This is a genomic window from Salipiger bermudensis (genome assembly GCF_019801965.1).
GTDB lineage: Bacteria > Pseudomonadota > Alphaproteobacteria > Rhodobacterales > Rhodobacteraceae > Salipiger > Salipiger bermudensis_A.
This window is the reverse complement of sequence record NZ_JAHVIA010000006.1, coordinates 259,588-277,208: the sequence shown is the minus strand read 5'-3', so window position 1 is coordinate 277,208 and position 17,621 is coordinate 259,588. Positions and strand designations below refer to the sequence as shown.

The following is a 17,621-nucleotide window of genomic DNA, read 5'->3' as shown; positions in this document are numbered from 1 at the left end:
TCCGAAGTGCAAATTCTGTATGAAAACAGAGTATTGCATGGAGGTTTTCAATGGGACGCTGCTATCCTCACCTGAGTTTCCAAGACCGGATCAAGATTGCCAAGTGGCGGGATGGCAAAATGTCAGTCCCGGAAATAGCGGATCGGCTGGGACGCGCTCCGTCCACGATCTATCGCGAGTTGAAGCGGAATTTCTTCTCTGACAAGGAACTGCCAGAGCTGAATGGCTACTACGCGATGAACGCCCAGGGTATGTACGAGAAGCGCAGGGCCATCCATCGCAAGCTGATCATGCATCCCGAGGTGAAGGTTGCCGTCATGGATCGCCTGAAGGCCGGCTGGTCTCCCCCACAGATCGCTGGCCGGATGCGGCTCGAACGGCATCCAATCCGCGTGAGCCATGAGACGATCTACCGTTTCGCCTATTCGAAGGATGGACGCGACGAACAGTTTTATCGGCATCTGCCGGAGCACCGCCGTCGCCGCAGGCCGCGTGGCTATCGCAGGCACAATCGGGCGCATATCTTCGATTCTCAAAGCCTGTCGAACAGGCCCGAGCACATCGCAGAACGGGTTGAGTTCGGGCATTGGGAGTGCGATCTGATGATGTTCCGCAAGGAGCACGGGAAGGTCAATGTGACCTCCCTAGTGGAACGCGTCACGCGCTATACGGTCGTAATGCGCAACGAAGATCGCCAATCCAGGCCGATCATGGAGGCCCTCATTCAGGGGCTGGCTCCCCTGCCCGCAGACGCACGGCAATCGATCACCTTCGACCGCGGGACAGAGTTCTCGGCGTGGAAGCACCTAAAAGCAGGGATCGGCGCGGATGCGTGGTTCTGCGACCCGCAAGCGCCGTACCAAAAAGGCACCGTCGAGAACACGAACAACAGGCTCAGAAAGTACCTGCCCAGATCAACCGAACCGACGGCGCTGACAAATCGATATTTGAGGTCGATTTGCCATCGCCTCAACTCCACCCCCCGCAAATGCTTGGGCTACCATACGCCAGCGGAGGTGTTCGAAACCAAGCTGCTGGAAATCCAGAACCGATTGGAATAAAACGGCATATCTGAATTTGCACTTCAGCATGAGTTCACAAAGCTGTGGCCGCAACCGCCCCCCCTTTTCCGCCTCTCCCCCCAGCGACATATCCGGCACGGCGCCGTTCACAGGCATGCCCTCCAGGGCAAAGGTGCCCCATGCTGGCACATGTCAGCACCACGCATAAGACCAGGCTGTTCCAATCATAGCGCTGCGCTATTTGCGCCGATTTTGGGTTCGGTATTTCTTCGCCTCAAACAAATCCCAACAGGAGAGACGACATGAAATACGCCAGCCATCTGTTCAAGGGCGGCCTGCTTGCAGCCTGCCTGACGGCGTTTGCCCCGGTCACCGCGCTGGCGGATGACGTGTCCATCCGCCTCGGCCACGTCCTGCCCGAGAGCCACAACTGGCACATCGCCACCTCCGGTTTCGCCGACGAAGTGGCCGAGCGCACCGAAGGCCGCGTCTCGATCGAGGTCTTCCCCTCGGGCCAGCTCGGCAACGAGAAGGAGGTCATCGAGGGTCTGCAATTCGGCTCGATCCAGGCCGGTCTGATCGGTTCGGGATCGTTCCAGGGCATCGAGCCGCGCATGGGCATCATCGAGATGCCCTATGCCTGGAGCGCCCGCGAGCAGGCCTTCGCCGCGCTCGACGGCGACCTCGGCACCGCGCTGGCCGAGCTGCTCGACAGCAAGGGCATCAAGGTGCTGGGATGGTGGGAAAACGGCTTCCGCAACATCACCAACAACGTGCGGCCGATCGTAAAGCCCGAAGACCTCGCAGGTCTGAAGATCCGGGTGACGCCCGACAAGGTCCGTCTGGCCACCTTCGAGGGTCTGGGCGCCGAGCCTGCGCCGCTGTCCTTCGGCGAGCTCTATTCCGCGCTGCAGCAAGGCCTGTTCGACGCTCAGGAGAACCCGCTTGCGATCATCTATGCCTCCTCGTTCTTCGAGGTTCAGAAATACGTCTCGCTGTCCGAACACATCTGGGGCGCGGCCACGCTGACCATGTCGAACGCGACATGGGACAAGATCTCGCCCGAAGACCAGGAGATCGTCATGGAGGCCGCCACCTCCTGGGGCCTGAAGCAGCGTGAAATGGTCGCGAACGCCAATGACCAGCTGATCGCCGATCTGGAAGAAAAGGGCATGGCGTTCAACGAGGTCGACAAGGCCGCCTTCGTGGACGCGGTCGCTCCGATCTGGGAGAGCCAGAAGGATGTCTACGGCGATGAGCTTCTGACCATCCTCGACCAATACCGCGAATGATCCCGCGGCCCGAGAAAGGAGTTGCATCGGTGGAGCCGGTGCAACTTCTTGACCTCGACCAGACGGCGCCGTTCGCGCCCGCCCGATGCGGCGAGAACTTTCCCAGACGCGCCGTGACCACGGGCCGGAAAGGCCTTCAAACCACCGCCCCCAGCCATCCCCGCGCCGAGGTGACGCTCACGCTCAGGGGCGAGGCGATGCTGCGGGCCGGCGGCGCGGACAACCATATGACCGGCGGCACAAAGCTGCGCCTGCCGCCCGCTCTGGATCACACCGTCGTTGTGTGGTCCGACGCGCGGGCGGTGGCCCCTGCTGCGATGAACACACCCGGTGCCCGGAACCCGACGGAGGCTTGACGCCATGAACTTTCGCGACGGGTCGCTGCGCGCGGCCAGCTTGATCGACCGCGGCGCGCGCTGGTGCGGCGCCGCATTGGTGGCGGCGTTTGCAGCGATGGTCGTCTATGTCGTCATCTCGCGCTACCTGTTCTCCTCGACGCCCCGCTGGGCCGAGGAGCTGCCCCGGATCGCCCTCGTCTGGCTGACCTTCGTCGGCGCGATCTCGGGCTTCGTGCGCGGCACGCATTTCCGCGCCGGCCTGCTCGACCTGGTGACGCTGCCGGCACTGCTGCGCAAGGTGATCGCCGCGCTCGCATGGCTGGCGAGTGTCGTGTTTCTCGCGGTGCTCATCCGGACCGGCTGGACGCTGAGCGGGATCACCTGGTCGCACCAGACCACGGCCCTGTCGCTGCCCGTGGGCCTGTTTTACATCTCCTTGCCGGTCTGCTGCGGCTTCGCGCTGCTGGGCCTGATCCTGAAAGGGGGCCGGGCATGAGCCTTGCGCTTGCTTTGCTTCTCCTGGCCTTCGTGGTGCTGGTGCTGATGGACGTGCCCATCGCCGTGGCGCTTGGCCTGTCGTCGATGTTCTACCTGTTGATCGCCGATGCCGCGCCGATGATCGTCGTCGCGCAGCGCGCCGTCGCCGGAATCAACAGCTTCACGCTTCTGGCCATCCCGCTGTTTCTGCTGGCCGGTCTTCTGATGGTCCACGGCGGCCTCGCGCCCCGGATCATCGCGCTCTGCTCGGCGCTGATCGGGCGCCGGACCGGCGGCCTCGCGATGGTGATGATCATCGCCTGCATGATGTTCGGCTCGCTCTCGGGCTCCGGCGTGGCCGACGTCGTGGCCATCGGGACGATGATGCTGCCGGCGATGAAGAACCAGGGCTATCACCCCGGCTTCTCGGCCTCGGCCCTGGGCTGTGCCGGCTCCCTCGGGACGGTTATCCCGCCGTCGATCGTGCTGATCGTCTACGGCACCGCCACCAACAGCTCGATCGGGCAGCTCTTCGTCGCCGCGATCCTGCCCGGCATCCTGCTGGGGCTCGGGCTGATGCTGGTGGCGTGGTGGATTTCCCGCCGCAACGGCTGGCAAGGCGGGGAGCCGTTCTCGTGGCGCGAGCTCGGCCGTGCCGCAAAGGGCTCGATCCTGGCAATGCTGGCGCCGATCATCATCGTGGGCGGCATCCGCCTCGGCATCTTCACCCCGACCGAGGCCGCCGGGATCGGCGTGGCCTATGCGCTGTTCATCGGGGTCTTCGTATATCGTGCGCTGTCGCTCTCGACGCTGATGCGCCTGCTGCGCGAAACCACCGAGATGACCGGGGTGATCCTGCTCGTCATCGCCTCGGCCTCGGTCTTCGGCTGGATCCTCGCCGCCGAACAGGTGCCGCAGATGGCCGTCAACGGCATCACGCAGGCCACCGAGAGCGCCACGGTCGCGCTGCTCCTGATGATGACGGTGCTGCTCATCCTCGGCACCTTCATGGAGAGCATCGCCATCATCCTGATCCTTGCGCCGGTGTTCCTGCCGATCCTTGGCCATTATGGCATCGACCCGGTCTATTTCGGCATCCTGCTGACCATCAACCTCGCCATCGGTGCCAATACTCCGCCGCTGGGCATCGACCTGATGGCGGCCTGCCGGGTCGGTGAAATCCCGCTCAGCGCGTCGTTCAAGTACCTGATCCCCTTCCTTGGCGTGATGGTCGGCGTGCTGCTACTCCTCGTCCTGTTCCCCGCCCTGATCACCGATCTCCCCGGCATCCTGTTCTGATCCCGGCCCCGAAAGAAGGTTTCCCATGCCGATTACCCCCGATACCCGCGTCGACCTCGGCCGCTTCTGGTCCACCATTGAAGCCTCCGGAGAGATCGGCAAAGGCCGCCCCGGCGGGCTGTCGCGCCTGACACTCGGCGATGCCGACCGCGAGATGCGCGACCTGTTTCGCGCGTGGTGCGAGGAGGCAGGCCTGAGCGTCGAGGTGGACGCCGCCGGAAACATCTTCGGTCGCCGCGACGGCACCGACAACGATCTGCCGCCGATCCTGATCGGCAGCCATCTCGACACCCAGATCAACGGCGGACGGTTCGACGGGATTGCCGGAGTGCTGGCGGGGCTCGAGGTGATCCGCAGCCTGAACGACGCGGGTCACGTGACCAAGCGCCCCATCGTCGTGGTCGACTGGACCAACGAGGAAGGCGCGCGGTTCTCGCCGCCGATGGTCGCCTCCGGCTGCTTCGTCGGCAAGTATGACATCGACTGGGTGCATGACCTGATCGGCGATGACGGTGCGCGGTTCGGAGATGAGCTCGCGCGGATCGGTTACGACGGCGCGACGCCCTGCAAGGCGGGTGAGATCGACGCCTATTTCGAGCTGCATATCGAGCAGGGGCCGATCCTCGATGCCGAGAAGCGGCAGGTCGGCATCGTCACCGGCGGCTACCCGGTGCGGGGCATGCGGGCGACGTTTTCCGGCCAGACCTCGCATACCGGGCCGACCCCGATGGACCTGCGCAGGAACGCGCTGGCCGCGGGGGCGCGCTGGCTGACCGCGGTGGACGATATCGGCTGGGATTTCGCGGTGCATGACGGCAAGGCGACCGCCGCGCGGCTGACCGCCTGGCCCAACAAGCCCGGCATCCTGTCGGACACGGCCGAGGCGGTCTGCGACGTGCGCCATCCCGATCCGATCACCACGCGGGTGATGGCGGAAAAGATGCGCCGGGCGCTCTACGAATCCGCCGCGCGCTGCGGCTGCGAGGCGCGGATAGAAGATGAATGGGAATGGGGCGGCGACATCTTCGACCACGAGATGATCGACGGCCTCCGCAATGAGGCGATCCGCATGGGCTTCAACTGGCGCGACATCCAGAGCCAGGCGGGCCATGACGCCTATTTCCTCGCCACCCATTGCCCGACGGCGATGATCTTCACGCCCTGCGAGAACGGCATCACCCACAACAACGAGGAAAACTGCGCGCCGGAGGACTTTGTCGCCGGGTTGAACATCCTGCTTCACGCGGTGGTCAAACGGGCCGACCGATGACCGCGCTGATCGGGCATCAGGCCATTGAGACCGCGCTGGACTGGCGCACGCTGATCTCGGAATTGCGCGCCTGGTACAGGGCGGGCAATGTCGAGGCGCCGGAGCGGCAGGTGCTGAGCATGGCGCAGCCCGATGGCAGCGAGGCCTCGCTGCTGATCATGCCGGCCTGGGTCCCGGGGGAAGGCATCGGGGTGAAGGTGGTGACCTTCTTCCCCGGCAATGCCGACAAGGGACGGGCCACGATCAACGCGGGCTTCCTGCTCTTCGATGGCGACACGGGCCAAATGACGGCAGCGCTGGACGGCGACGCGCTGACCGCGCGGCGCACGGCGGCGGCCTCGGCGCTGGCTGCCAGCTATCTCGCCCGCCGCGACGCGAAGCGGCTGCTCGTCATCGGCACCGGACAGCTCGCCGCCGCGACCGCCGAGGCCCATGCCTCGGTGCGGGCCTATGACGAGATCACCGTCTGGGGGCGCACTGCCGACAAGGCGGAAGCGCTGGTCCGGCGCCTCTGCGACAAGGGCCTGCCCGCAAGGTCGAGCGTGGACATCGAAGCGGCCTGCCGCGCGGCGGATGTGGTCACCACGGTGACGGCCTCGACCCGCCCGGTGGTGCAAGGCGCGTGGCTTAAACCGGGCTGCCATCTAGACTTGATCGGCGCCTTCAAGAGCGACATGCGCGAAAGCGATGATCGCGCGGTCATGCAGGCACAGCTCTTTGTCGATAGGCGCGAAGGCGCCAGCCTTGCCGGCGATCTCTCGCAGCCCCTGGCAGAGGGAAAGATCGCCAGCTCCGATTTGCTGGCCGACCTGCAGGAGCTGTGCCAGGGCGCCCATCCGGGACGCCGTGACGACGCGGCCTTCACGGTCTTCAAATCCGTCGGCATGGCGCTCCAGGATCTGGCGGCGGCGAAGCTCGCGGCCTCTCAGACCATATCCGGGTAGAGCGCCAGTAGCTCCTCGATCGTCTGGACGAATTTCCGCTCGGACGTTGTCAGGTTCTCGGCCGCGGCATGGACCAAGTAGACATCCGCCCCGATCGGCTCGTCGGTGATCTTCAGCGGCCAGAGCTCGCCGCGTCGGATGTCGTCTTGCGCCACCGCCAGCGGCAGGATCCCGATGCCCATGCCGGTGACGATCATCCGGCGCACCTCCTCGGTGTTGGTGCTCAGGCCGTTGATCCGGCTGCCGAGCCGCGTGCCCTCCCGCAGGACCGACATCGGCTCGAGCCCCATGCCCTCGGTGGCACAGGCGAAGGAAATGAACGGCTCGTGCCGGAGGTCGCGCACTTCCACGGCGTCCTGTCCGAAGAGCGGGTGCTCGGCACCACAGAACACGCGGAATTCCTCGCGGAACAGACGGATCGACGGCAGGTTGACCAGCGGCTTGGCCAGCAGGCAGAACCCCAGGTTCGCGCGGCCCTGTTGGATCAGGCGGACGATGGCCTGGCTGTTTTGCACCTCGCTTTGAAAGATCACCGACGGGTGGCGGTGGTGGAAGAGCCGCATCGCCTCGTCGATCAGCGGCGACACAAGGTTCGAGATGATCTGGTAGCGGACCTGTCCGCGCTCCTCGGCCTCGGCGTCGCGCACCAGCAGCGAGATCCGCTCGGCGCTGTGGAAGATGTCGCGGCATTCCTGGAAGATCTTGTCGCCGCGCGTCGTCAGCTCGAAATGGCGGCTGTCCCGGAACACCAGCTGGCAGTCGAGTTGGGCCTCGAGCTTCTGCAGCGCATTGCTGACCGAGGGTTGGCTGAGGCCGAGACGTCGTGCCGCCTTGGTGATGCTCTGCTCCTCGGAGATCATGTAGAACACGCGCAGGAGGTTCCAGTTCAGGTCTGTTTGGGGAATGCTGTCCATTCTGGCGGGTCCGGTACCATCGGTGATGCAAGAGACTGTCTGTTTTTGCAGCAGAGCAAAAATAGCAAGGGGCTATTCGAGATATTCGCCGAGACTATGCCCGCCATCTGTGCGTATCGCCTGTGGTTGAATATGGTTGCCAAGAAATTCATCGAAAAGGAAGATCCATGAGCATCACACGCCTCCATCCCGGCCCCCGCATGAGCCAGGCCGTCATCCACAACGGCACCGTCTACCTCGCCGGTCAGGTCGGGACCCCCGGCGCCGATGTGGCCACCCAGACCGGCGATTGCCTCGCCGCGATCGATGCGCTGCTGCAAGAGGCCGGGACGGACAAGTCCAAGCTCCTGCAGGTCATCATCTGGCTTGCGGATATGGCCGATTTCCAAGACATGAACGCGGTCTACGACGCATGGATCGATCCCGCCAACCCGGCGGCGCGCGCCTGTGGCGAAGCCAAGCTGGCGACCCCCGACTACAAGGTGGAATTCATCGTCACGGCGGCGGTCTGATCCGCTTTCTTGCCCGGAGGTTATGCCAGTCATAACCTCCGGCTATTTGCGCCCGGTCCCCTCCTGCGGCTTGCTGGCCCGAAGCCACGCAACGTCAGGACAGCGCATGTCAGCACCACTCGAGCTCTCGGATATCGAAACCGCGACACTGGGGCATTTCCTCGAAACCGGCTTCATGGCGCCGTCCATCCAAGGGCTCACCCTCGAGGCGCGCGTGTACGGCCCGGCGCTGACCGTGCGGATGGCGGGCGATGACGGCGGCCCGCTGGTCGAGGCCCTGTCCGGCGCCGAAGCCGGGCAGGTCATCGTGGTCGACCGCTGCGGTGATCTGCGCCACGCCTGCTGGGGCGCGGTGACCACCGCCGCCGCGCAGGCGCGTGGCATCGTGGGCTCGGTGATCGACGGCTTCGTCACCGACCGCGCCGCCATTCTCGCCGCCGGCTACCCGGTCTGGTGCCGAGGCCGTTCGCCGATCACGACAAAACCGCGCGGACTGGGCGGCGAGGTCAATGTCACCATCAATTGCGGCGGCGTCGCCGTGCGCCCCGGCGACATGGTGCTGGCCGATGAGAGCGGCGTCGTCGTGCTCGATCCCGCCACCGCCGCAGAGCACACGGCGCGCGCCCGCCAGATGCAGACCGACGAGATCGCCATCCTGGCCCGCCTGAAGGCCGGCGAGACGCTGGCCGAGATCGGCGGCAAGACCAAACACCCCGCATAGAACCGGAAAACCGGCTGGGATCATCTTCACCTCCCACACAACAGAGAGACCCATGACAACATTCCCCTCCAAGGTCGCGACCGGCATCGCCGCGCTGGCCACCGGCGCCACGCTGACGCTTGCCACGCCCGCGCTGGCCGACAAGGCATCGAACACGCTCAACGTGGCCTTCGCCGCCGAGCCCGAGCCGCTGGACACCTACAAGATCGCCGGCCGCCAAGGCCTGATCCTCGCGCGGCACATCTATGATGGCCTGCTCTACAAGAACCTCGACACCGGCGAGATCGTCCCGGCGCTGGCGGAATCCTGGGAGTTCACCGGCCCGCTGACGATGGAATTCACCCTTCGTCAGGGCGTGAAATTCCACAACGGCGCCGACTTCACCGCCGATGACGTCGTCGAGACGCTCAACACCGTGATCACCCCGGAATACGGCACCCGCTACTCGATCTCGGTCGACTGGATCGAGAGCGTCGAGAAGCTCGACGATTACAAGGTGCGCATCAACATGTCCAAGCCCTTTGCCGGCGCGGTCGAGATGCTGGCCGATGCGCTGCCGATCTATCCGCACGAGTTCTTTGCCCAGAACGGCTCGACCGGCATGGCGGCCACGCCCATCGGCACCGGACCCTACAAGCTCGTCAGCCAGGAGCCCGGCATCCGCTACGAGCTCGAGAGGTTCGACGATCACTACGCCGGCAGCCCGAAATCCGGTGCGACCCTCGACGCGATCACCGTGCGCACCATCCCCGAGATGAACACCCAATACGCCGAGCTGATGTCCGGCTCGCTCGACTGGATCTGGCGCATTCCCCCCGATCAGGCCGAGCGTCTCGAAGGCCGCGTGCAGATCATCAGCGCACCGATCATGCGCATCGGCTATATCGGCTTTGCCCCCGAGGCGATGGGTGGCGACACGCCGATCGCGACGAAGGAGGTGCGGCAGGCCCTGATCCACGCCACCAATCGCGGCGCGATTGTCGATGCCTTCGCGGGCGGCGCCTCCGAGGTTCTGAACACCGCCTGCAACCCGGCACAGTTCGGCTGCGCGCAGGACGTGACGTCCTATGAGTACGACCCGGAGAAGGCCAAGGCGATGCTGGCCGAGGCGGGCTATGCCGACGGCTTCGAAATGGAGATGGTGTTCGCCGCCATGCCGCGCCCGACAGCCGAGGCAGTGGCGGCCGACCTTGCCAAGGTCGGCGTGACGCTGGAGCTGAACGAGCAGCAATATGCCGCGGGCGTCGGCAAATGGCGCGCCAAGGAGCTTCCGGCGTTCTTCTCGAACTGGGGCAGCTACGGCATCGGCGACGCGGCCTTCATCCTGTCCAACTTCTTCGGCGGCGGCGCGGACGATCTCGTGCAGGACGCGGAACTGACCGAGTGGCTGACCGTGGCCGACACCTCCTCCGATCGCGAGGAGCGGGCCGAGAACTATGCCATGGCGGTGAAAAAGATCGCGGACGAGGCATATTGGATGCCGATGTACAACTTCAACGTCAATTACGGCCTCGCCAACGATCTGGACTTCACCCCGCACCCGGACGAGTTCGCCCGTTGGTGGGCCACCAGCTGGAAATGAGCTGACCCTGCCAACGCAACGGGCCGGACGGTGTGATCCCTTCGCCGTCCGGCCCAGTTTTTCGGAAAAGCACCATGCTCCCCTTTCTTTCCAAACGGCTTTTGGTGGCGCTTCTGGTCTGCGTGACCGTCTCGGCGCTGAGTTTCGGGCTGATGTTCCTGTCGGGCGATCCGGCGATTGCCATTGCCGGGTCGGGCGGTCGGGCCGAAGATGCCGAGGCGATCCGTGTGGCCTATGGCTTCGATCGCCCCCTGATCGTGCAATATCTCGACTGGATCGGCAGCGCGCTGACCGGAGACCTCGGGCAGAGCATCTATTTCAACGTGCCGGTGACCGAGATCATCGGCAACCGGGTCGGCGTCACGCTGACGCTCGGCTTCGTCTCCTTCATCGTCGCGCTGGCCATCGCCGTGCCTCTTGGGGTCGCTGCGGCGCTGCGGCCGAATGGCTGGATCGACCGCATCGCGCTGGTGATCGCCGTCTCCGGTCAGGCAATCCCGAGTTTCTGGCTGGGCCTCATGACCATCGTCGTCTTCGGCGTCTGGTACGGGATGGTGCCGATCTCCGGGGCGGAGAGCTGGCAGGGCTATATCCTGCCGGTGATCGTGCTCAGCTACTACGCCATCCCCGAGCTGATGCGCATCACCCGCTCCGGTATGATCGATGTGCTGGCCACGGATTACGTGCGCGCCGCCCGCGCCAAGGGGCTGCCGATGCATCTGGTGATCACCCGCCACGCCCTGCGCAACGCCATCCTGCCGCTGGTCTCGCTGGCGGCGGTGCAGCTGGGGCAGCTGCTCTCGGGCTCCATCGTGATCGAAAGCGTGTTTGCGCTGAACGGCCTCGGGCGGCTCGCGTGGGAGTCGCTTCTGCGCAGTGACCTGCCCGTGGTGCAGGCGATCATCCTGATCCTGTCGCTGCTCTACGTGGTGCTGACGACGCTGGCCGACGTGCTGAACGCGACGCTCGACCCACGGCTGCGGGGGGCGTCGTGATGTCGGAGATCCCCGTGGAAACCGCGCGCCCCGGTCTCTGGCGCAAGATGCGCGGCAATACCGGCGTGCTCATCGGTGGCACGCTGCTGGCGCTGATCGTGCTGATCGCGATCCTCGCGCCTGTGCTCGCGCCGCATGATCCGATCGCGCAGGACCTGACCCGCCGCCTGCTGCCGCCCTTCTGGCATGACCGCTCGGTGCCCGAGCACCTGCTCGGCACCGACCACCTCGGCCGCGACTACCTGTCCCGCCTGATCTATGGCGCGCGGGTCTCGCTCGGAGTGGGGTTGGGGGTCATCCTTGTCTCAGGTGCCATCGGCATCACGCTGGGCCTGCTCGCGGGTTATTTCGGCGGCAAGGTCGACATGCTGATCAGCTTCGCCATCACCACCCGCCTATCGCTGCCCATCGTGCTGGTCGCGCTGGCCGCAGTGGCGCTTGGCGGGGCGTCGCTGACCACGTTGATCACCGTGCTGGGCCTGTTGCTCTGGGATCGCTTCGCCGTGGTCACCCGCGCGGCGGCCCAGAGCCTCCGGCATCAGGAGTTCATCACCGGCCTGCGCGCCATCGGGGCCAGCCGCGCACGCATCCTGTTTCTCGAGATCCTGCCCAACATGCGCGCCACGATCCTTGTCGTTGTCTCGCTCGAGGTGGCCAACGTGATCCTGCTGGAGGCCGCGTTGTCGTTCCTCGGGCTGGGCGTGCGTCCGCCGACACCGAGCTGGGGGCTGATGATCTCGGAGGGGCGCGACAACATCCTCTTCGACCCCTGGCTGATCGCCCTGCCCGGCTCGGCGCTGTGCCTGCTGGTGCTGGCGGTGAACCTCTTCGGCGACGGCCTGCGCGATATCACGGGGCCCGCACGGAAATGACCGACATGATGCTCGATATCAAGAACCTGCAGGTGTCCATTCCCACGGACCGGGGCACGCTCAACGCCGTGCGCGGCGTCGATCTGTCGATCTCGGCGGGCAAGACCCTCTGCCTCGTGGGCGAGTCCGGTTGCGGCAAGTCGCTGACGGCCACCGCGATCATTGGCCTCTTGCCGCGCTATGCGAAGGTCACCACCGAGCGCTTCGCGATGGCGGGGCAGGACCTGACCGCAAGGACCGAGGCCAGGCTCGCCAAGATGCGCGGCCGCGACGTGGCGATGATCTTTCAGGACCCCACCAGCACCCTGAACCCGACACTGACCATCGGGCGACAGCTGACCGAGGGCGTGATGCGCGCCGAGAGGCTGAGCCGCAAGGAGGCAGACGCCCGCGCCATCGAGATGCTCGACCGGGTCGGCATCGCCAATCCCGCGGCCCGGCTGGTGCAGTATCCGCACGGCTTCTCCGGCGGGCAGCGGCAGCGGATCATGATCGCCTCCGCGCTGATGGGCCGGCCCAAGCTGCTGATCGCGGACGAGCCGACCACCGCGCTCGACGTCACCATCCAGGCGCAGATCCTGGCCCTTCTGGACGAGCTGCAGAGCGATCTCGGGCTGTCGCTGCTGCTGATCACGCATGACCTCGGCGTGGTTGCCTCCATCGCCGACGAGGTGGCGGTGATGTATGCCGGACGGATCGCCGAGCGTGCGCCGGTCAAGGATCTCTTCCGCGCGCCGCAACACCCCTACACACGCGGCCTCCTCGCCGCGATCCCGGTGCCGGGCCAGACCCCGCGCGGCAGCGAGTTGCCGGCCATTCCCGGCCGTGTTCCCGGGCTCGTCGGACCGCTGAAGGGCTGCGCCTTCCGGGATCGCTGCAGCTTTGCCGGGGAGATCTGCGGTCAGGACCCGGTGCCCGGCCACGCCCCCGCCCCCGGCCGCTTCGTCGAATGCCACAAAGCCGCAGAGGTCGCCGCATGACCCGATCCCAGACCCCGCCGATGATCCGCATGACGGGCATTCGCAAGGCCTATCGCCTGCATCGCAAACTCTTTGCCCCGGTCGAGGAGCTGGTGGCCGTGAACGATCTGTCGCTCGAGGTCGCGGCGGGCGAAACTGTGGGCCTCGTCGGCGAGTCAGGTTGCGGCAAGAGCACCGCGGTCAGCATCATGCTGGGGCTCTTGAAACCGGATCGGGGCGAGGTCGAAATTGCCGGTCGGAAGATCGGCGCCCTGTCGGTGGATGAGCGCGTCCGGTTGATCCAGCCGGTCTTTCAGAACCCCAACGCCTCGCTCAACCCGGTCAAACGCATCGCCTCGCTGATCGGCCAGCCGCTGCACCTGCATGGCGGTGAGAACGTGAAAGCCGAGGTCGCCCGGATGCTCGATCTCGTCGGGCTGCCGGCGCGGCTGGCCGACGCCTATCCCGGCGAGCTTTCCGGCGGCCAGCGCCAGCGGGTCGCGATCGCCCGCGCCCTGATCCTGAAGCCGCGCGTGCTGATCTGCGATGAGCCGACCTCGGCGCTCGATGTCTCGGTGCAGGCACAGATCATCAATCTGCTGCTGTCGCTGAAATCGGAATTCGGGCTGACGATGGTCTTCGTCAGCCACAACCTCGCCGTGGTCGAGCACCTCGCCGACCGCGTGGCGGTGATGTATCTCGGCCAGAAGGTCGAGGAGGCGCCCACCGACGCGCTGTTCGACGGTGCGCAGCACCCCTACACCAAGGCGCTTCTGGCGGCGACGCTGTTGCCCGACCCGGAGACCGGCATGCCGGAACAGCTCATCGGTGCCGCGCCGGCGGACCCGTTCGCAACCTATGCCGGCTGCCGCTTCGCACCGCGCTGCCGCGAGGTTCAGGAGAGCTGTCACACCACCGAGCAAACCCTGCGAAGGCTGGGTGCCAGCAGCGTGCGCTGCACCATCGCAGGGCAAAAAGGCCGCGTTGGGGCTGCCGAGCCGAAACCGAGCGGGTGTTCCTGAGTTGCCAATGGCCTGCTCGACCGCGGGGCCGGGAAGAGTCAGGACGCCGCCAGAATAGCGGCGAAATCGGATTCGCCCTTCAGGCCGAGATCTGACACGTCTTCCGCCTCTCCCCGATCTCGCGGCATGGTCTACGCGGTGCGCCAAAGCGCCGCTTCAGCGAGGCGCGTGACGCCGGACATTCGGATCCAGACGCTTTGCAGCGACCTGCAAGACGGGTGCACCGGCCCTTTCCGTCAGCACAAGCAATGCAAACAGGGCGCTCACTGTCTGCGCGGCTGCAATCGTGGCGCGCGGATGCGGTGGCGTGTGACCGCCAGACCGCAAGCCACCACGACAAGGCCGCACAGCAGCGCCTTTGACATCGCGCCCATGGTGCCCTCGATGAGAAGCGCGTGCACGACGCTGCCGGCGACCACGACCACCGCCAGAAAGCGATGACCCAGATGCCAGCGCCGGGTCTTCACCTTGACCCGCGCCATGCCCTGCATGGCAAGAAGCGCCCACATGGCGATCACTCCCCACGCCGAAAACGGCGTCGGGGACCTGAACAGCAGCGCGTCGATGACATCCGGCGGGCTGGTGATCCAGAGCCCCGCGACATGAAGCAGCACAGACAGGACAAGCACCGCTCCGGCGCGCCGGTGCATGCGCCGCCCCCGCGCCCCGTGCAGCCCCGGCAGGCGGCTCGTGGCCAGCAGTGGCTGCAACAGCAAAAACCCCATCGCCATGATGCCGGCAAAGCCCGCGACGATGTAGACCGGCCGCCGCCATGCCAGAAGCGGGCTGCCGGCCGCGACGAGCAGCGGAACGGCGATGGCAAGCGCAAGCCCGGCCCAGACCAGCGCGGCGCGCAGCCGTTCTGCCTGACGCGGGTTCAATCCGGGCCTCCAGCTCAGACCGGGCGCAGCACGAAATGCGCCTCGAGGCTCTTGTCCCTCGCGCTTTTCATCAGGGGGCGGAGAAAGACCGTTTCGAACGCGCCGCTGTCATAGGCGAGATGGCCGTGCGGCTGTCCGAATGCCGGCACGATCTGCGGCATCTCGAGCCGGAACACGCCGTTGGCGTCGGTCAGCGTGGCGCCGTGGCTCTGCGGGTCGCGCTCGTGCCCCTCGGTGGTGTGGGCCCAGATCTGGATCCGCTGCCCGGCGAGAGGCGCCCCGTCTCCAGCACGCCTGACGGTGCCGGTCATCCAGAACCCGCCATTGCCGATGCGCTCGACGATGGGCGCGCCGGGCCGGTAATTGTTGCGCCCGCCGCGCATCGAGGGCGTCGGCGCCAGCCCCTGCGCGCGGGCCGGACCGGGCCGGGCGGCGATGGCGAAGGTGGTGGCCGCAGCGCCCGAGGCGATCAGGCTGCGGCGTGTGAAGAGGGTGGTGGTCATCCGAGCATCTCCCTGTCTTCGCGGTCCGCGCCAGGGCGGCCTCGCGACTGCGTGGGTTTCGGAGAGTGTAGCGCGTTGAGGCCTGGGCACCAAAGCGTCAGCGGTCCGAGCACGATGACCCGTGGTAAAAATCCCTTGATCAAGGGCGTGTCGGGGGCAGTCGCAGGCGGGCGCGACCCTGCTCTTAGCGCCTCGCTTTCTCCTGCGCCGGCCCAACCAGCACACGACTGGCGCCTGCTGCACAGCCGAGAGCGCCTCAATGCCACGAGGCCACCATCCAAGGCGCGGCGGCCCGCCCCCCACAAGACCACCCTGAGCCCTGCCGCCACCCGTCTCGAGACCGGGGCCGAGCGCGCCCTCGCCAGAGGCCAGATGACAGCCGGCACACGCCTTCGCCTTCGTGATCACCCGCTTCACCACCGCCGTGTTCTAATTGCCGGTGGAGGGCATTCGATTCCGCCGTGCCCCCCTGCGGAAATTTCGACGGAACGACCACCGAACCGTGTTCAACAGAGGAGGACCACCAGATGACCCAGACCGCCCGCATGACCGCCAAGGATTTCGCCCCCGAGCTGCTCGAGCTCTACGACTTCTACGCCCATGGCATGATCACCAAGCGCGAGTTTCTCGACCGCGCCGGCAAGTTCGCCGTGGGCGGGCTCACCGCAGCGGCGATCCTCGGGATGATGTCGCCCAACTATGCCATGGCCGAGCAGGTCAGCTTCAACGACCCCGAGATCAAGGCCGAGTGGATCACCTATCCCTCGCCCAACGGCCATGGCGAGATGCGCGCCTATTACGTCCGCCCCACCGGAGTCGAGGGCGCTCCGGGCGTAGTCGTGGTGCACGAGAACCGCGGCCTCAATCCCTATATCCGTGACGTGGCGCGGCGGCTGGCCAAGGCCGGGTTCATCGCAATGGCGCCAGACGGTCTGACACCGATGGGCGGCTATCCCGGCAATGACGAGGAGGGCCGCGAGCTGCAGCGGCAGGTCGATGGCGAAAAGCTGATGAACGATTTCTTCGCCGCGATCGAGTTTCTGATGGCGCAGGAAGAGGTCACCGGCAAGGTCGGCATCACCGGCTTCTGCTACGGCGGCGGCGTCTCCAACGCGGCCGCGGTGGCCTATCCCGAGCTCGGCGCCGCGGTGCCGTTCTACGGCCGCCAGCCCGCCGCCGAGGACGTGCCGAAGATCGTGGCGCCGATCCTGCTGCACTATGGCGAGCTCGACGAGCGGGTGAATGCCGGCTGGCCCGCCTACCAAGAGGCGCTCGAGGCCAACGGCAAGACCTACGAGGCGCATATCTACGAAGCCGCCAACCACGGCTTCCACAACGATTCCACCCCTCGCTACGACGAAGAGGCCGCCGAGCTCGCCTGGTCGCGCACGCTCGACTGGTTCCGAACCCACCTCACCTGACCCCTCGAAGGAGACCACCGATGACCACCCCGCAAGACACCGCGCCAGAGCAGTATTCGCGCAGCCAGAAGCTGCTGCACTGGGCGGTCGTGCTGCTCATCGCGGCGCAATACCTGCTGTTCGACCGCATGGGGCGGGCGTTCCATGCCCTGATCGACGGCACGGACGGCGCCTATACGGTGGTCTCCGTCTCCCACATCGTCGTCGGCGCGCTGATCCTGGCGCTGGCGCTCTGGCGGCTGGTGCTGCGCCAGAAGCGCGGCGTGCCCGCCCTTCCCGCGGGCGAGCCGGGTTGGGCGGCGCTGCTGGCGCGCGTCACCCACGGCATGCTCTACGCACTGCTCATCGCGCTGCCGGTGCTGGGGCTCGCCGCGTGGTTCCTCGGACTGCGCGCGGCCGCGGGGCTGCACGAGACCGCCACAGCGCTGCTGCTCTGGGTCGCCGGGCTCCACGTGGCCGGCGCGCTGGTGCACCAGTTCGTCTGGAAGGACGGGCTGATCCGCCGCATGACCTGAGACAACGGCGCAATCCGGGCACAGCGCTCGGCCCGACCCCGATCCCGTCACCGGGGATCGGGGCACGATTGCCGGTGATCAT

General features: G+C 66.3%; 19 protein-coding genes. 16 read left to right on the top strand and 3 right to left on the bottom strand.

The genetic code is table 11. From position 1 onward, the window contains the following. Nucleotides 1-50 precede the first annotated feature (50 nt). The 7 genes from KUV62_RS15155 (at nucleotide 51) to KUV62_RS15125 (ending at nucleotide 6,642) form a co-directional block, all read left to right on the top strand. Nucleotides 51-1,061, top strand: coding sequence for an IS30 family transposase (locus KUV62_RS15155; protein ID WP_222604559.1), 1,011 nt, complete (start codon nucleotides 51-53; stop codon nucleotides 1,059-1,061). A gap of 263 nt (nucleotides 1,062-1,324) precedes the next feature. Then, on the top strand, nucleotides 1,325-2,314 hold the full coding sequence (locus tag KUV62_RS15150) for a DctP family TRAP transporter solute-binding subunit (protein ID WP_222604558.1): 990 nt from the start codon (nucleotides 1,325-1,327) through the stop codon (nucleotides 2,312-2,314). Nucleotides 2,315-2,343: 29 nt separating this feature from the next. Beyond that, a complete protein-coding gene (locus KUV62_RS15145) occupies nucleotides 2,344-2,670 on the top strand; it encodes a cupin domain-containing protein (protein ID WP_222604557.1) in 327 nt (108 codons plus the stop codon). A 4-nt stretch (nucleotides 2,671-2,674) separates the two neighbouring features. After that, on the top strand, nucleotides 2,675-3,148 hold the full coding sequence (locus KUV62_RS15140; RefSeq protein WP_222604556.1) for a TRAP transporter small permease: 474 nt from the start codon (nucleotides 2,675-2,677) through the stop codon (nucleotides 3,146-3,148). Next, entirely contained in the window at nucleotides 3,145-4,428 is a 1,284-nt protein-coding gene (locus KUV62_RS15135; RefSeq protein ID WP_222604555.1) for a TRAP transporter large permease, read from the top strand. Before KUV62_RS15140 ends, KUV62_RS15135 begins: the two co-directional genes overlap by 4 nt. Nucleotides 4,429-4,453: 25 nt before the next feature. Continuing rightward, nucleotides 4,454-5,698: a Zn-dependent hydrolase gene (locus KUV62_RS15130; protein ID WP_222604554.1), complete on the top strand. Its 1,245-nt coding sequence runs from the start codon at nucleotides 4,454-4,456 to the stop codon at nucleotides 5,696-5,698. Then, nucleotides 5,695-6,642, top strand: coding sequence for an ornithine cyclodeaminase family protein (locus tag KUV62_RS15125; protein ID WP_222604553.1), 948 nt, complete (start codon nucleotides 5,695-5,697; stop codon nucleotides 6,640-6,642). Before KUV62_RS15130 ends, KUV62_RS15125 begins: the two co-directional genes overlap by 4 nt. Here the strand turns inward: KUV62_RS15125 and KUV62_RS15120 are convergent. Further along, nucleotides 6,624-7,556: a LysR family transcriptional regulator gene (locus KUV62_RS15120; protein ID WP_222604552.1), complete on the bottom strand. Its 933-nt coding sequence runs from the start codon at nucleotides 7,554-7,556 to the stop codon at nucleotides 6,624-6,626. The two genes, KUV62_RS15125 and KUV62_RS15120, sit on opposite strands and share 19 nt — an antisense overlap. Before the next feature lie 167 nt (nucleotides 7,557-7,723). On the opposite strand from KUV62_RS15120, the gene KUV62_RS15115 reads away from it, so the two are divergent. The 7 genes from KUV62_RS15115 to KUV62_RS15085 all read left to right on the top strand — a co-directional run bounded on the left by KUV62_RS15115 (nucleotide 7,724) and on the right by KUV62_RS15085 (nucleotide 14,219). Next, nucleotides 7,724-8,068, top strand: coding sequence for a RidA family protein (locus tag KUV62_RS15115; protein ID WP_222604551.1), 345 nt, complete (start codon nucleotides 7,724-7,726; stop codon nucleotides 8,066-8,068). A 106-nt stretch (nucleotides 8,069-8,174) separates the two neighbouring features. After that, on the top strand, nucleotides 8,175-8,789 hold the full coding sequence (locus KUV62_RS15110; RefSeq protein ID WP_222604550.1) for an RraA family protein: 615 nt from the start codon (nucleotides 8,175-8,177) through the stop codon (nucleotides 8,787-8,789). 52 nt (nucleotides 8,790-8,841) lie between these two features. Continuing rightward, entirely contained in the window at nucleotides 8,842-10,371 is a 1,530-nt protein-coding gene (locus tag KUV62_RS15105; protein ID WP_222604549.1) for an ABC transporter substrate-binding protein, read from the top strand. A 74-nt stretch (nucleotides 10,372-10,445) separates the two neighbouring features. Then, the gene (locus tag KUV62_RS15100) at nucleotides 10,446-11,366 is read left to right on the top strand and encodes an ABC transporter permease (RefSeq protein WP_222604548.1); all 921 of its coding nucleotides are present in this window, start codon (nucleotides 10,446-10,448) and stop codon (nucleotides 11,364-11,366) included. Then, nucleotides 11,366-12,238, top strand: coding sequence for an ABC transporter permease (locus KUV62_RS15095; RefSeq protein WP_222604547.1), 873 nt, complete (start codon nucleotides 11,366-11,368; stop codon nucleotides 12,236-12,238). Before KUV62_RS15100 ends, KUV62_RS15095 begins: the two co-directional genes overlap by 1 nt. Nucleotides 12,239-12,243: 5 nt before the next feature. Continuing rightward, entirely contained in the window at nucleotides 12,244-13,218 is a 975-nt protein-coding gene (locus KUV62_RS15090) for an ABC transporter ATP-binding protein (RefSeq protein WP_222604546.1), read from the top strand. Continuing rightward, a complete protein-coding gene (locus KUV62_RS15085; protein WP_261395681.1) occupies nucleotides 13,215-14,219 on the top strand; it encodes an ABC transporter ATP-binding protein in 1,005 nt (334 codons plus the stop codon). Before KUV62_RS15090 ends, KUV62_RS15085 begins: the two co-directional genes overlap by 4 nt. Before the next feature lie 263 nt (nucleotides 14,220-14,482). On the opposite strand, the gene KUV62_RS15080 is transcribed toward KUV62_RS15085, so the two are convergent. Next, on the bottom strand, nucleotides 14,483-14,998 hold the full coding sequence (locus KUV62_RS15080) for a ferric reductase-like transmembrane domain-containing protein (protein WP_261395705.1): 516 nt from the start codon (nucleotides 14,996-14,998) through the stop codon (nucleotides 14,483-14,485). Nucleotides 14,999-15,114: 116 nt separating this feature from the next. Continuing rightward, nucleotides 15,115-15,603, bottom strand: coding sequence for a twin-arginine translocation pathway signal (locus KUV62_RS15075; protein WP_222604544.1), 489 nt, complete (start codon nucleotides 15,601-15,603; stop codon nucleotides 15,115-15,117). Nucleotides 15,604-16,130: 527 nt separating this feature from the next. On the opposite strand from KUV62_RS15075, the gene yghX reads away from it, so the two are divergent. Together yghX and KUV62_RS15065 are read left to right on the top strand one after the other, a co-directional pair. After that, nucleotides 16,131-17,024: a YghX family hydrolase gene (yghX, locus tag KUV62_RS15070; RefSeq protein ID WP_222604543.1), complete on the top strand. Its 894-nt coding sequence runs from the start codon at nucleotides 16,131-16,133 to the stop codon at nucleotides 17,022-17,024. A gap of 20 nt (nucleotides 17,025-17,044) precedes the next feature. After that, nucleotides 17,045-17,539 carry a cytochrome b gene (locus KUV62_RS15065; RefSeq protein ID WP_222604542.1) on the top strand — a complete coding sequence of 165 codons (495 nt, stop codon included), beginning with the start codon at nucleotides 17,045-17,047 and terminating at the stop codon, nucleotides 17,537-17,539. Nucleotides 17,540-17,621: the final 82 nt, after the last annotated feature.